Below are 14,160 nucleotides of genomic sequence, written 5' to 3' on the forward strand. Positions count from 1 at the left end.
ATAGGGACTTCTTATTAAACCATTTTTTGCTATTTTTATCTACATCCAGTTTACTAAAAAGCCCATTACAACAATATTTGCTACCAAAGTCATTACAATGAAGTTGGTGAATCTTTTATGAGGTTTCAAGTCGGAGACAAAAGTGTCCATTCGCTTCATCACCTGATCCTCCATATTACTAGAGACCTTCCTTTTTGACTCTTCTACTATTTCAACAATAATATCTCCAAAAGGAAGAAACTCAAATAATAACAAGACTGGTTTCCTTACTATTCCTGGAACTTTGAAATTGGATGACTGAATTTGAGAATTTCCATTCTTTTTCAGAACCTCATGAATTTTATGTTTTTTCAATTTTTCAGAGCCATGAAGTTCTAATTCGTTGATGCATGTGGTAATCAAGTTTTTGAAAAAAGCTGTAAATAGGTGATAAACTCCAAGTCCAATCTTAAATTGAGCATACTTATAACATTTAAAAGCGGCAAGGCCAGAAAATGTTATTCCACCTATTATTAGTCCTAGAATTAAGAGAAGATTGAAATAGGCGAATTCAGTAAACAGAATCCATACACCATAAATCATGAATATTATATTTACAGAGAAAAAAAGAATTGCTACTATTGAAACATTAAATATGACATTACTAGCTATTTTCTTGCTTTCTGAAATAACCTCTCTTGAAGAGGCTTCAACATAATTTATAGCTTTCTTCACCCTTTCTGATTCAATAGTTTTTTTACCTACAGCAATGGCACTTTTAGTGGTTACATTAGTAAAAGTGGAAATATCTTTTGATGAAACTCCAATAATAGAAATTGTTTTTTTTACCATATCTGACTCTACAGTCTTTTTGCCTGTATCAGTAACCTTACTAGAAATAATGCTACCTAAATTAATGACTTTTTCCGAGTTGGGTGATTTGAACATGAGTTTGAGCTTTAGATTAATTGAAATATATTAAATATTCTATGGTTATGTTTTGAGCTATTAGTCAAATCATCAAAGAAAAATAAGCAGCAACGAAAAAAATATTTATCAATTGGTAAGTGTATATGGCCTAAATAAAGATTCTTTAATCCTAGCGCTTTTGCTAACTGATGCCAGAATTTTATTATAAAGTAAGAATGCTTTTTCAGAGGTATCTGAAAAAAACGTATTAAGGTCCCTCATTTTAATTGTAGGTTAAGTGATTTTAAGGTAGGGACTTAAAAGTTTTTAAATATATAATTTTAATCCTAATAGTTTGATGGAAATCCATAAACCAATCAATATTTTTTAAAACCGCCTTATATTCAATCAATTCTTATTGCCCTACCAATAAATATCAAAACATCAATAAAGCGGTTATATTTTCAAAACTATTATTTACGTATGTCAAGACATGTCGCTTAATAATTTTTTAAAGCATTTTCTAACTGATTCCGAATTTGCTTTTGGAGACTATTTGGTTCCAGAACTTTTACCTGATCTCCATAGGAAAGTAGTTCCATTTTAAAATCGTAGGTAGGTCTAATGAAGTAATTAAACTGATATTCATTATCATTTTTGGAAATGAGCTTCTGGCTTCTATGTAGCGGAAGGGATTCTACATATCTGCCTTCTCTAGCCGTGAATGAAAGAATGACATCAATCGGTTTTTCATTGGTTCCATTTATTATCCCGAAACTATCCTTAAATTCTTGATGTGCGTTGTATTGAATTGGTTTGAATTTGGTTTCAGTTATTAGGAGGGACACAATTCTATCTAGGGCAAAATTCTTGATTATATTATCTGCGTCTTCAGCTATTAGATACCACCTGTTTCTTGCTTCCTTTAAAGCAATGGGCATAACCTCTCTTTTGCTGTCTGTATCATCATAAAATTTATGATAGTCAAATTTCACTTTTAAACCATTTTGAATAGCATTTAGAAGCCCTGCCATATTCTGAGTTCCTAATGATCTTCGCTCTTCAAATACTAAACTATTTCCTAAGCTTTTAGAAAGTCGAATTGCATTTAAGATCTCAAAATTTTCACGCAATCTTTGGGAATGTGTTTCTTCCAGATCGTCCTTTATAAAGTATTTTTTATTACTTCGATCAGATTCAATTTCAATTCCATAGATGGATGCTATATCGAGTATATCTCTTTGGAAAGTTCTTTGAGAAGTCATTAAACTTTCTTCTCTGGAGTCAGGATCCATGTTCATTTCATCTTGAACTTCATCATATCCCAGAGGTCTTAACCTTAAAAGAGAAATAATTTTGTAATGACGTTTGATGGTTTGGCGTACAGACATAGTATTAGTTTTAATAACAAAGTTTAGAAAAGAAGATTGCAGTTTGAGTCTCGAATAGGTCTAAAGGTATTCGATGCCCTAATCGAGGATCTATATGAAGGTCTATTTCTTCTTTATCAATGTAGTTCCCTAAGAAAGCTAAAGTCTCCTTAGGATCCACGACATCATCAATGCCTCCTAAAACAATCTGCTTATAGGAATTTCCTTTAGTGTAATTAGAATTAATAGTATGCTTGTCTTCATATTTAGCTAATGGTGGATTAAACAGTAAGCATGGTCTGCCTATGCTGTCTGAAATGATATAAGAATTTAGAGCTCCCATGCTACTTCCAATAATCACATTGATCTCAATATCTTTAAGCTTTTCCAAAATTAATTTTGGTTGAATATGTTCAATACTGTAATCAATATCGGGGGCGTAAACATTTCCATATTTTTCAAGTATCGCACGTTTTTGATCATTCAATTTGCTGTTAAGTCCATGTAAATAAAGTATGTTCATAGTTATTTGCTTAATTGTTTCTTAGTAAGATCACTTCGATAGGATTTTCCATCTTTAGGCCAATTCCATTTGTTGGAGATCTCTTTTAGTTGGGGTAATTCGATTTGTGAGTCTGATAACTTTTTCTTGACCAGGCGTCTTAGTTTTCTATTTGCTTTTAGCTTTTCTTCCTTTTCAGAAGATGCCAGGCAGTTTCCTAAAATTGGTAGTTTTCTTCTCGATCTACTCATCTTCTCTAATTCTATAAAACAAATAAAACCAATTAGAGCGACAAAATATGTCGGCACTAGAATTAATTTGAGTTCATTTCTTTTCAATACCAGGGTACAAGCTCGATATCGCTTAACCTACTAAAGATTATTAATCTGAATAGTGCAACATAAAGCACTTTTTAGATATCAACGCTTCACAAAACAACAAACACATCCAAATAGTGCATTAAAAGGCACTTATGACATATTTTTTAATAGAGTTTTTTATTACAGGTTCCATCTTATTTACCAAATTGTTTCCCTAAAGAAACGCTTAAATAAATATTCAGAAAAAACACACATTGCTATTGATTTTCACTTAAACATTCCTCAGATAAATTCCGCCAATTAAATGTTCTGACCCGATATGAAACATAGCGATTCATAAGTAGTTTTTATCAAAACATATTAAATAGATACTATGAAACCGATATTCTTTATGAATATTCATATTTCAAAAGAGTTGTAGGAAGAATGATTGTTATGCAAAGATCACAAATTCCTAATCAAGAATCTAAAACATAATTTTCTACTACAATGCCCCCAAATCTACCAGAACTAACCTGCGCGTGGTTCCTGTGCTGTTTTTATAGCGTTCGGGAAGATAAGCGTTAAGTAAAAACAGCAGAGGGCGCAATTGTGCTATGATTTGAAACTGAATTTCTTTTTTTTCTACTCAAAATTAAACTACAGAAGAAATTGTTTGATTTATTTATAAAAATCGGGATGTGTATCATCCTCTTCATAGGCTTTTTTCTCACGATACAGAGGTTTGTTTCTTAGATTTGCCCCATTTATAAGATTAAGAAGAATTTTGAGCGTAGGCTCTAAAGAATCTTTTTCCATTTTACGTAACAGTGCTTCCAGAGCATCCATTCTTTTATTGAAAATATGCAGTAATCTATTATTAGTAAGAGGGAATGGCTTAAAGGGAGAGATATAATTCTTGTCAAAAAAGTCCAGCATCGCTTCTAAGGTTTCAGTATAATTCACCTCATTTTCTACGGCGTATTTTTTAAAGCGTTCTACCGTTTCGGAATGAAAGTTAATTCGGGAGAAATTCTTGCTCATGGTTTCTTTTTTTTAAAGATTAGGATAATTGGTTGTACTGTTTATAAGGCCTGCCGACCAATTGCGGTAAATATTGTAGTTGGAATGGTTTTATAATCTTCAGAACACCTATATAAAATACTGATATTCAATTACTTATGAGAAAATGAGAATAACTTAACATCGCGTAGCGTGTTATCCTCTTGCTACTCATTTTCCTTCGCTTTCAGCTCATCAAAAGAGTACTTTTTTAGTGATTACTATCCTTAATTTTCTCTGTTTAATGCAGCACTCAAAGAATATTATTTGACTGCCTTTGTATCAATTTGAAAATTAAGTTAGTAGTGCAATTTTCGATTTTTTGATTAGATTTTGAAGTTAACTGTCTTATAATTATCTACTAAATTACTTTCAGAAAAACGACAGCGAACTCCAACCATAATTTTCTATAAATAATTTTAAAGTTCGATTTTCGTTCTTATTTCAATCTGCTTTTCTGTTCAAAATATTGGTTGGTGTTCAAGATTTTTACAGACGAACCTCTTTTTTCTAAGATGTTCTTTTTAAACATCGGGAAAAATGTGGTGAGGACTTATTTTATAAATCATCCTTATTCTCTCCAGCTTTTCCCTTCCCATTTAATGATATTAAACATTTCCGGCAGTCGATCTCCAATATGATTTCCATATCTCGCAGTTATGGCCGATGGATTTTCATTCGTAGTTACAAAAGTTTTAAACTTCCGGTGGTGTCTTTCAAAAAGTAGCTTTCCAATTATTTCTTCCCTGTTGTAAGCCTTATCTTCTTTTCCTAGATCGTCCAGGTATAGCTTTCCTCGATAATAATTTTCCAGTTTAAAATTGCTGCTTGGATGTTTCTGAGATTTATAATACTGATTAAGCATATCTATGGTTGATATGCGCGGAAACCATAATTGGGTATTTTGGGTTTTAGTAACGATTGTTCTTCCAACTTCATGAATGGTATTAAAGAGCGTGGATTTTCCAACTCCGTAATCTCCATATACCAATAAACCTTTATCCAGATCAGCCTTATTTTTAATCACTCCGTAATCATTGAAATCAGGTTGGTGCAAAAAATACCTGAAAACACTGTAAATTATTTCTTTGTTTTCAGGTTTTATGATGAATTGAGGAGCATGAAATCGGAATAGCTTCCAAAAAAGTTGTTTGGTAATCAAGGATTGATGATGACTATTAACTTTTACCGATGCGGAGGTTTTTGATGAAACCAGTATTGTATTTGAATTAATCATAGCTTTTAATTTTATCCTGAACTCTTATGTCCATTTCTTTAATTTCCACATACTTTTTTCCCTGTGCGATAAGCTGACTTATTTTTTCCCGAAGTTTATTAGTGTCCAAAATGATCCCTTTCCAGAATTCATCTTTATGAAGCAGCTCATAAGCGAGCTGTAAATGTGTTTCCGTAATCCCATCATTTATTAGCATTTTCCGAACAGGCTCTACGAAATCTTCAAAACTGGCCTCTTTCATTTTTTTCAATGGCGCACCTTTATTTTTTAAATTCTGCAGAAATAACTCCTGAAATTTAATCGCCCAATTGAATGACAGTTTTTGATCAAAACCAACTTCAAAATCTTTGATTTCCATTAATGGCTTCTTTTCTAAAGTTTCAAGGTTTATAGTTTTATTGTTTGCTTGTTTATCTATACTAGCAATGCCTTGGCAAGTGCCATGGACTTGCTTTATATAATGGCTGGACATTGCTTTATCTAATGCTTTTAGAACTGGCTTGTCATTTTTTACCAAAGCAATGATATTGGCGGTGTACTGATTTTTGCTTTTCTGAATCCATTTTATGAAACCCCAATCTGCTAGATCTTGTAGTGCACAGATATAGGTTTTATAATTTTTGATGCCCAGGGCTTCCATTGCTAGATCAGTGGGAAAACCAAATTCCTCTTTCCATCCCAACCGATTGCAGCGTTCGATGGCAAAAAAGTAAATAGCGGTATGGTTGGGTTTTATCTTATGAGTGTTTGCGAAACTAAAATCGAACCATGTGCGGGAAAATTCGTAGCCAGTCATCACTCTAAGAATTAGATTTATTTAGTAGCCAGGAATTCAGTTTTTCCTTTTCGAAATAGATCAACTTTCCTCGGGGTTTGCAATAGGGAATTTTTTCAGTAGAGGTAAGCTTATACATATAACTTCTTGAAATACCAGTATACTGGCAAGCTTCTTCCAAGGTTAGAACTTCTTTGTTTGCCAGAAGCAGTTGCTCAATACGAATCAATCGATCCTCTAGTTGTAAATCATCCATAATTTCTATTTTTTATAAAGCCAACAAGTCTTGTTGTCTTTTGATTATAGAAACAAATGAATAACGAAAATCCCTGAAAATCAATAGGGTAAGTCGTGGTCTAGTGGTAATACCTTATAAATTCTTTTTGAGAAGCGCGGAAATATTCTCTAGATAGGAGGATTTGTTGTTTTTCCAATCGTAAATATTTTTTGTTGAAAAAGTCAATTCTTTTCCTTCAGAATTTTTCAGAATGAAGTAATAATTTGTTAATTCTATCATTTGTTGATTTTCCAAATTTTCAAATCCTACCAAAATTTGACTTAGAAATTCCAACAAGGTTTGGCGGTTTACTTGTTTAGGTAATTTATAAGAAGAATCTTTCCATACCAATCGTTTCAATCTTGAAACTGGTTTTAACTGAATAAAAGCTTGAAAGGTTTGATAGTCTCCACTTAAATGATTTTCTGAAAATGCTTTAAAAATATTATTTACTTGAACCTCATTTAAAGGAATGGCATTTAGGTCAAATTTCTTTATTTCATCTTCAGCTAAGCTAAATACCTCCAATGTATTAGAATTCCTTCTAACCCTCTTTTGTGTAATATGAAAGTACATTACAGAAGCACATATTAGTAAGCACAATATGAATATAAAAGTGAATACAATTTGTGCCCAAAAAGCATAGGGAGTAATCCATACATAATACAAAAGCAATGTTAGAAGGAAAACGCAACCCAAAAAAAGAAGAGGACCAATTTGAGAATTTGTTTCTCGAATGAGATAATTGAGAAAAGTATCTAGCTTTTCCTTCGCTTGAAGTGAAAAAATTGCAATCCGCTCTAAAAACATCCTTATCAATCTTACTATTAGCTAATTAAAGATAATAAAAAGAAGAAATAATTAAGCTTTTAAATACTTGGTTACATGAATTTCAAAAAGTAAGAAGTACTTCGCCCTCACCTATCTTGGTAAGAATATCTTTGTCACAAAGATCTTGCAAATCTTTGGTCACAGTTGTTAGGAGTTTTTGGTCAGGAATTGTTTTTTAGTGTGTTCATTCCTTTAAAAAGAGTTCTAAAAACTCTACTTTAATAATTACCACTGAGCTTACAACCACTCCAATTGAAAACTTACGTTATAGCCATATTCTTCATTCCTTAGATTGATTTCGGTGGGTTTTGTATCCCTGTAATCGTTAAGCCGAATGATTAATTCTTGCGAACTCCTTGCAAGGTCTTGTCCAACACCATTTCCGTCATCATCCCCAATTCCAAACTCAATTGTAGAACGGTCCGAAATATAAAGTTCCTTTTGGGACAAATCCCACTCTAGTTGTTGCTGATTTGGATATATTGGGGAAAGGTACCATAACCTCATATCAACAGTGGCTTTCGAAAAATGTATATTTTTTAATTTGTTAAGTGAAAAAATTATATCGGCCATTCGGTTTGGGTCGTCTTCAGCATATTCTTCGTCCCAGTTGCCATTCATGTTATAAAACGAATTGATCCGGAAGCCAATAACCTTCACCGCATTTCCGCGAGTAACATTAAAATTCAGGGTTTTTGTTGTTCTTTTTCCGCTGATACTGGTAAACTCCAACTTCACTTCTTCGTTACCTAAATATCCAAATTGGAAGTGCAGATTAAGATTTTGCTCATCTAGCGAAGTACCGGGCATTGCTGCCGTAATACTCTGAGAGCCATTTTCAAAAATTCTGGTGATATCATAAATATCTTCGTTAGATTGTACCTTAACTTCAAAAGGTATATCCACTGTTACTTCAGTTACAGAAGGTGTAAGGTTTACGTTGAAAATTTTTTCAATTTCAGGAAGCTGTTCATTTGCGGAATCAGGACTACACGAAAAACCAAGTGTTAGCACCCATATCAGTAAGATTTTTTTTCCCATATTCATTTTTAAGAAAAACTGAATAAATGTATAATAAAAAAGGATTCGAAAAGTATTATAATTTGAGATTTAAAGAAATTATTTTTTTGGACTGAGGAACCTTTACAGTGCTTCTTTTGTAATTACCATTCAATCTTTGGATTTCTGAGTGATATTACTTCACTAAAGCTTAGTTTTTTCGATTAAATTTTATGAGCCGAATAGAAAATTCTTCTTCCTCAGATTTATAAAGATATCAAGCTGATTAAAAAATTTATTAGAAGCATATGTTTTTAAATACTTGTTTGCATGAATTTCAAAAAGTAAGAAGTACTTCGCCCTCCACCTTCCTTGGTGAGAATACCTTTGTCACAAAGATCTTGTAAGTCCCTTGTGGCTGTTGGTTTGGAGGTTTGGTGTATTTGAGTGAGGCCTTAAGTATTTTGATATTTTCGCATTTCAAATTTTCACATAATAACTATGGGAGATCAGAAAAAGCACAAGGGAAATAAAACACCCCAAACTACAAATCATAATATTTTCCAGAGTTCGAATATTCATCAGCATAGAGATGCCCATAATATAAGTTATCAAAAAAATCGTGAAACTTATGATCTTAAAGGTCTTCCTTACTTGCATAGCTGAAAGTTTAGGAAATAAATTTAAAAATAAACAGCCTTATTCATTGAAAATTAAAGTCATATAATCTTCATGTTATTGTTAAGGGAGAGAGGCTATTTGATTAAGGGTTATGTAAATAAGGGCGATAGATGAAATTTAATGCTCACATCTTTGACCTCAATCTTGCAAATTCCTGCTCCAACAGGCTAAGTTTTTCCTCCAGGCCATCCCCGGTTTCAGGAATTCGGTGATAAAAAACATAGCAAATACGCCAAAGTTCCTTCACCTCTTTCAGGTTTACTTTGATATCTTCTACTACCTTATGATCTGCCCTCAAAACTACGGTATCATTGGTGATGTAGAGCCTGCGCAGAACCAGCTGATCCTGATAAATGACCACCACCAGGATCCCGTTGTCTAATTTCTTAAACCCCGATTTAGGAATAATCTCTCCAATAACAACATCTTTAGGAAATAAGCCTTTATCATGATTACTCATTTCTAAGTTGTCTACTGTATAACCCCTGTAATTTGTTTCTTTGCTTATAGGAAGACGTAAGCACGGCATGTTCTTGATGAAGTCCTCCTTGTCAAAATAACGTTTATAGTCGTTGCTGTTACTATGTACAATGCACGGCACCACAGCAAATTGTTCACGCACCATTTCTTCGTGATCTGTGATCATGCTACTTTTAAACTTCAGTAGCTTGTTTACGGTAAGCTCTTTGGTAAGTAGATCATCTATGGGAATGCTAAAATGGTTAGCAATTTTAATTATGGTTTCGATCTTGGGTTCACTTCTTCCTTCTTCGTAAGCCCCAAGTGTACCTCGCTTTAAGTCGAAAAGTTCGGCAAAAGATTGTTGGCTTAAGGATCTTACGCTTCGGATCTTCCGAATATTTTTACCAAAAAATGACATAATTTGCTAATTTAATTTGCAGCATTTAAAAAATATTGTATATTCGTCTAACAATATTAGCAAAAAGTTTTCACTTTACCACAATCATTAGCAATTCATTTCCTCCCTACAAGAAATAATTGCTAAAAAGTAAGGAGGAAAAAACAGTGTCTTCGAGACCTCGATCTTTAATTTTTTAATAAAAACACTAACTTTAAAAGCCAAAAATTATGATTCCATTAATAATTATGTTTTTAACCCACGTAATAACCAAAGCTTTAGAACTTTTTTGTATTATTAACCTTTAGAAATTTTTAACATTTTCTAACTAAACAAACTCAATGAAAAATCATTACAATATTACCAGGGATTTTTTACTGGAACTAAATTTTGATATCTCCCGAGAAGCAACAGAAGATTGTATCCTTGTGGTTCAAAAAGAAAGTGCGGGAATAAGAAATCTCATCCTTGGAGTGGCGCCTCCCATCCTTATCCTGGAACAGTTTATTTTCAGGATCAATGACCAGTCTGAAAAGATCTTTAAAAGCCTGCTGCAAAAGAACCGCGATATTATTCACGGAGCCTTTGTCCTGGACGAGAGCGGTGAGAAGGTGATCTTTAGAGATACCCTTCAAATCGAAAACATGGATATCAATGAATTGGAAGGCAGCCTAAACTCGCTAAGCCTTTTAATGAGTGAATATTCCGATAACATTATTGAATTTTCTAAATACTAAAAATCTAAAATTATGAACTTATTTAAGCGATTATTTAAAATTGGACAGGCTGAAACCAATTCGGCTATAGACCAAATGGAAGATCCCATCAAAATGACCGAGCAAGGCATAAGAGATATGAAAGAAGATCTTGACAAAAGCCTTGAAGCCCTAGCACAGGTGAAAGCTTTGGCTATTCGTGCGAAGAACGATCAGGATGAACATCAGAACAAAGCCGATGATTACCAGAACAAGGCCATTGCTATCCTAAAAAAAGGACACAAAAAGGAGATGGATTCCGCAGAGGCAGACCGCCTTGCCAAAGAATCGCTAATTCAAAAAGACCTTAGCGACCAACAGGTAATTCGCTCAAAAGAAGAGTCTGCTAAGTTCGACAACAATGTAGCCCAGTTGCAAAAAAACATCCAGTCTATCAAAGGGAATATTGGGAATTGGGAGAACGAATTGAAAACCCTGAGAGCGCGCGTGAAAGTGAGCAATGCTACAAAAAGCCTCAATAAGCAAATGGCACAGCTGGACAACTCGGGAACTGTGAGCATGCTGGAACGAATGAAGGAAAAAGTAGCCCAGGAAGAAGCCCTTGCTGAAGCTTATGGAGATATTGCAAACGCAACAAAATCCATAGATGACGAGATCGATAAAGCAGCAGATACCTCTAAGGGTAAGGCCGAAGAAGATCTTGCGCAATTGAAGGCAAAACTGGGGCTTAACGATTCTAAAGACCAATAGCTTTGACCGATCTTTTAAATATATTATTCTCTGAAGTTAACCTGGTACTTTCCATCCTGCTCATCGTGCTAATTGTTTACTGGATAGCCACAATGATAGGCGGTATTGACTTTGACCTAGATTTTGATATAGATGTTGATGCCAATATTGAGCCTGCGTTGGACCTGGATGCAGGTATAGAAGGTGGCAATATGGATTTTGAGGATATTTCAAACGCCGAGGTCAATCAGGAAGATGTCGTTGGAAAGCGCCGAAATCCGCTAAAATGGTGGCAAATATTTTTGATCTACTTCAATTTTGTAGGCCTTCCATTCATGTTCACATTTACCTGTTGGATCTTTTTCTGGTGGTTCATGACGGTGCTTACCACAGCACTTACCTATACATATGACAATTTTATTGGGTTTGCCATTATGCTGCTGGCTCTTTTTCCGGCGTTGATCGTGACTAAAATTTTCACCACCCCGTTCAAAGGTTTTTTCAAAAATCTCAATAAAAACGGAGATTCACCTATAGATTATTTGGGAAGAAAAGCCATGTTGCTCTCTTCAATTTCAGAAGATAAGATGGGCAATGCAGAGGTGAAGGTAGACGGTAATTCCATGTCTATATATGTAAAATCACTTAATGGAGAAGCTTTACCATACGGAAGTAATATCCTAATCATCAAAAGGTCGCCAGACCACAATTATTATTTAGTTCAAACGTACAACGATTAAAAAAACTTAAATTCATGAATTCAATTTTACCAATTATTGGCATTGGGATAGGCATAGTTCTCTTCCTCATCATCGTCTACTTCGCAATCATTGCGATGTTCTACAAAAAAGTTCCCCAGGGTCAGGCCCTAATCCGTACCGGTTTTGGCGGATCCCAGGTTGCTACAGATAAAGGTCTATACGTAGTACCAGTATTCCATAAGGTTGAAATTATGGATGTTTCAGTAAAAAAGATCCAGATAGAGCGCCTTGCTCATGAAGGACTCATTTGCAAGGACAACATGCGTGCAGATATTAAAGTAGCCTTTTTCGTTAGGGTGAACAACGATATTGACTACATCAAAAAAGTGGCTCAAACCATTGGGGTAGCCCGTGCATCTAAAATAGAAACTTTAGAAGATCTTTTCGAAGCAAAATTTTCTGAAGCACTTAAAACCGTTGGAAAGAAATTTGAGTTTATAGAGCTTTATGAAGCCCGCCGGGAATTTCGAGATGAGATCGTGAATATTATAGGTACAGATCTTAATGGATATACACTGGAAGACTGTGCTATCGACTTTTTGGAGCAAACCCCAGTTACGGCTTTAAAAGCAGATAATATTCTAGATGCTGAAGGGATCAAGAAGATTACTGAACTCACTGCTATTCAAAATATTAAAGCCAACCTTATAAAGCGAGATGAAGAAAAGACCATCCGCAAACAGGATGTAGAAGCCCGGGAAGCGATCCTGGAACTCGATAAGCAGTTAGCTGAAAAAGAGGAACAACAAAAACGAGAGATCGCAAACATCAAGTCCAGGGAGGAAGCTGAAATCTTGAAGGTTTCTGAAGAGGAGCGTCTGAAATCTGAATCAGCACGAATTATCACTCAGGAAAAAGTGAAAGTTGCTGAAGAAAATATGGAGCGCCAGATCATTGTAGCACTTAAGAACAAGCAAAGGACCGAAGCTGTGGAAACAGAACGCGTTGAAAAAGACCGCATGCTTGAAGCTACCGAAAGAGAACGCGTGGTGACATTGGCCCAAATCGAGAAAGTGAAAGTTGTTGAAGTTGAAAAGAAGAATATTCAGGATGTGATTCGCGACCGGGTAACCCTTGAAAAAGGAGTGGTTGAGGAGCAGGAAAATATGAAAGATATTGAAGCCTTCAAAACTGCCGATCGTGAAAAGCAGGTGAAGATAACTATTGCTGAAGCTAATGCTCAGGAAAGCCTTATCAAAGTAACCAAAGCCGCTGAAGCTTCTAAAGAAGCCGCTAAACAAAGAGCAGAAGAGATTAATATTGAAGCTCTGGCAGAAAAAGAAGCCAGTATTAAACAAGCAGATGCCCGTAAGATCCTTGCAGAGGCACAAGCCAAAGAAGAAGCTACCATTGGGATGTCTGAAGCTCAGGTAATGCACGCAAAAGCTGATGCCCACGAGCGCCAGGGAATTGTGGAAGCAAATATAATAGAACTTAAAGCCAAAGCCTTGGCATCAGGAATTGAAGCCAATGCCGATGCAAAACGTAAAGATGGCCTTGCTGAAGCTGCCGTGATCAAGGAAAAAGCCCTTGCCGATGCTGCAGGAATTGAGGAGAAAGCCAATGCAATGAAGAAACTTGACGGGGTAGGAAAAGAACACGAAGAGTTCAAACTACGTCTTGACAAAGACCTTCAGGTAGATCTTGCACACATCAACATCCAGAAAGATATCGCCGATGCCCAGGCCGCAGTGCTTGGAGATGCTTTACGAGCTGCTAAAATTGATATTGTAGGTGGTGAAACTATGTTCTTTGACAAGATCATAAGCCAGATCACCAGAGCCAAAGGATATGACAGGTTGGTGGAGAACAGTACCAATCTACAGGAAGTGAAAACCGCCATTTTAGGCAGTGACAACCTAAAAGGAGATTTGCTGGACAAGATCAAGATGTTCACAGATAAGTACGGCATTTCTTCGGAAGATGTAAAGAATCTGAGTATTGCGACATTGCTGAACAACCTTAGACAGAAGTCTGATGACCAGGAAGAGCAAACGATCTTCGGAAATTTGTTAACCTTGGCCGATGGTCTTGGGATCTCAAATAAACCGCTCCCAAAACTCAACCATAAGTAGATAACTTGCGCCCCGGGCAACCGGGGTGCTTTAATTTTCCACACGAAAAGCGAAATTTTCCCACAAGTCATTTCTGGATCTGGAAGGCCACGAAGGTTT

At 35.2% G+C, this 14,160-nt stretch carries 15 protein-coding genes; 4 read left to right on the forward strand and 11 right to left on the reverse strand.

Annotated features, from left to right (window positions below; all coding sequences use genetic code 11):
* Positions 1 to 39: 39 nt before the first annotated feature.
* The 11 genes from ES724_RS08985 to ES724_RS09035 form a co-directional block, all read right to left on the reverse strand.
* Positions 40 to 927, reverse strand: coding sequence for a hypothetical protein (locus tag ES724_RS08985; RefSeq protein WP_146932253.1), 888 nt, complete (start codon positions 925 to 927; stop codon positions 40 to 42).
* Between the two features lie 461 nt (positions 928 to 1,388).
* Entirely contained in the window at positions 1,389 to 2,279 is an 891-nt protein-coding gene (locus ES724_RS08990) for a helix-turn-helix transcriptional regulator (protein ID WP_146932255.1), read from the reverse strand.
* Between the two features lie 10 nt (positions 2,280 to 2,289).
* Positions 2,290 to 2,781, reverse strand: coding sequence for a YqiA/YcfP family alpha/beta fold hydrolase (locus ES724_RS08995; RefSeq protein WP_146932257.1), 492 nt, complete (start codon positions 2,779 to 2,781; stop codon positions 2,290 to 2,292).
* Between the two features lie 2 nt (positions 2,782 to 2,783).
* On the reverse strand, positions 2,784 to 3,011 hold the full coding sequence (locus ES724_RS09000) for a hypothetical protein (protein WP_146932259.1): 228 nt from the start codon (positions 3,009 to 3,011) through the stop codon (positions 2,784 to 2,786).
* 729 nt (positions 3,012 to 3,740) lie between these two features.
* Positions 3,741 to 4,103, reverse strand: coding sequence for a BfmA/BtgA family mobilization protein (locus ES724_RS09005; RefSeq protein ID WP_146932261.1), 363 nt, complete (start codon positions 4,101 to 4,103; stop codon positions 3,741 to 3,743).
* A 589-nt stretch (positions 4,104 to 4,692) separates the two neighbouring features.
* The gene (locus ES724_RS09010) at positions 4,693 to 5,358 is read right to left on the reverse strand and encodes a P-loop NTPase family protein (RefSeq protein ID WP_146932263.1); all 666 of its coding nucleotides are present in this window, start codon (positions 5,356 to 5,358) and stop codon (positions 4,693 to 4,695) included.
* Positions 5,351 to 6,154, reverse strand: coding sequence for a hypothetical protein (locus ES724_RS09015; RefSeq protein ID WP_146932264.1), 804 nt, complete (start codon positions 6,152 to 6,154; stop codon positions 5,351 to 5,353). The genes ES724_RS09010 and ES724_RS09015 overlap by 8 nt, the downstream gene beginning before the upstream one ends.
* Before the next feature lie 4 nt (positions 6,155 to 6,158).
* Entirely contained in the window at positions 6,159 to 6,389 is a 231-nt protein-coding gene (locus tag ES724_RS09020; protein WP_146932266.1) for a helix-turn-helix domain-containing protein, read from the reverse strand.
* A gap of 114 nt (positions 6,390 to 6,503) precedes the next feature.
* A complete protein-coding gene (locus tag ES724_RS09025) occupies positions 6,504 to 6,986 on the reverse strand; it encodes a hypothetical protein (RefSeq protein WP_146932268.1) in 483 nt (160 codons plus the stop codon).
* Positions 6,987 to 7,478: 492 nt separating this feature from the next.
* A complete protein-coding gene (locus tag ES724_RS09030) occupies positions 7,479 to 8,282 on the reverse strand; it encodes a hypothetical protein (RefSeq protein WP_146932270.1) in 804 nt (267 codons plus the stop codon).
* Positions 8,283 to 9,045: 763 nt separating this feature from the next.
* Complete coding sequence (locus tag ES724_RS09035) at positions 9,046 to 9,801, reverse strand: helix-turn-helix domain-containing protein (protein ID WP_146932272.1); 756 nt, start codon at positions 9,799 to 9,801, stop codon at positions 9,046 to 9,048.
* A gap of 320 nt (positions 9,802 to 10,121) precedes the next feature.
* Between ES724_RS09035 and ES724_RS09040 the strand changes: the two genes are divergently transcribed.
* Genes ES724_RS09040 through ES724_RS09055 form a run of 4 tightly spaced genes read left to right on the forward strand, consistent with a single transcriptional unit; the run spans position 10,122 to position 14,061 of the window.
* Positions 10,122 to 10,517, forward strand: a complete 396-nt coding sequence (locus ES724_RS09040) for a type III secretion system chaperone family protein (RefSeq protein ID WP_146932274.1) — start codon at positions 10,122 to 10,124, stop codon at positions 10,515 to 10,517.
* Between the two features lie 12 nt (positions 10,518 to 10,529).
* The gene (locus ES724_RS09045) at positions 10,530 to 11,246 is read left to right on the forward strand and encodes a PspA/IM30 family protein (RefSeq protein WP_146932276.1); all 717 of its coding nucleotides are present in this window, start codon (positions 10,530 to 10,532) and stop codon (positions 11,244 to 11,246) included.
* 2 nt (positions 11,247 to 11,248) lie between these two features.
* Positions 11,249 to 11,965, forward strand: coding sequence for a hypothetical protein (locus tag ES724_RS09050; protein WP_146932278.1), 717 nt, complete (start codon positions 11,249 to 11,251; stop codon positions 11,963 to 11,965).
* A 14-nt stretch (positions 11,966 to 11,979) separates the two neighbouring features.
* Positions 11,980 to 14,061 (forward strand): flotillin family protein, encoded by a 2,082-nt coding sequence (locus tag ES724_RS09055; RefSeq protein WP_146932280.1) that lies wholly within the window; start codon positions 11,980 to 11,982, stop codon positions 14,059 to 14,061.
* Positions 14,062 to 14,160 lie beyond the last annotated feature (99 nt).

The sequence above is a fragment of the Gillisia hiemivivida genome (genome assembly GCF_007997295.1).
GTDB classification, from domain to species: domain Bacteria; phylum Bacteroidota; class Bacteroidia; order Flavobacteriales; family Flavobacteriaceae; genus Gillisia; species Gillisia hiemivivida.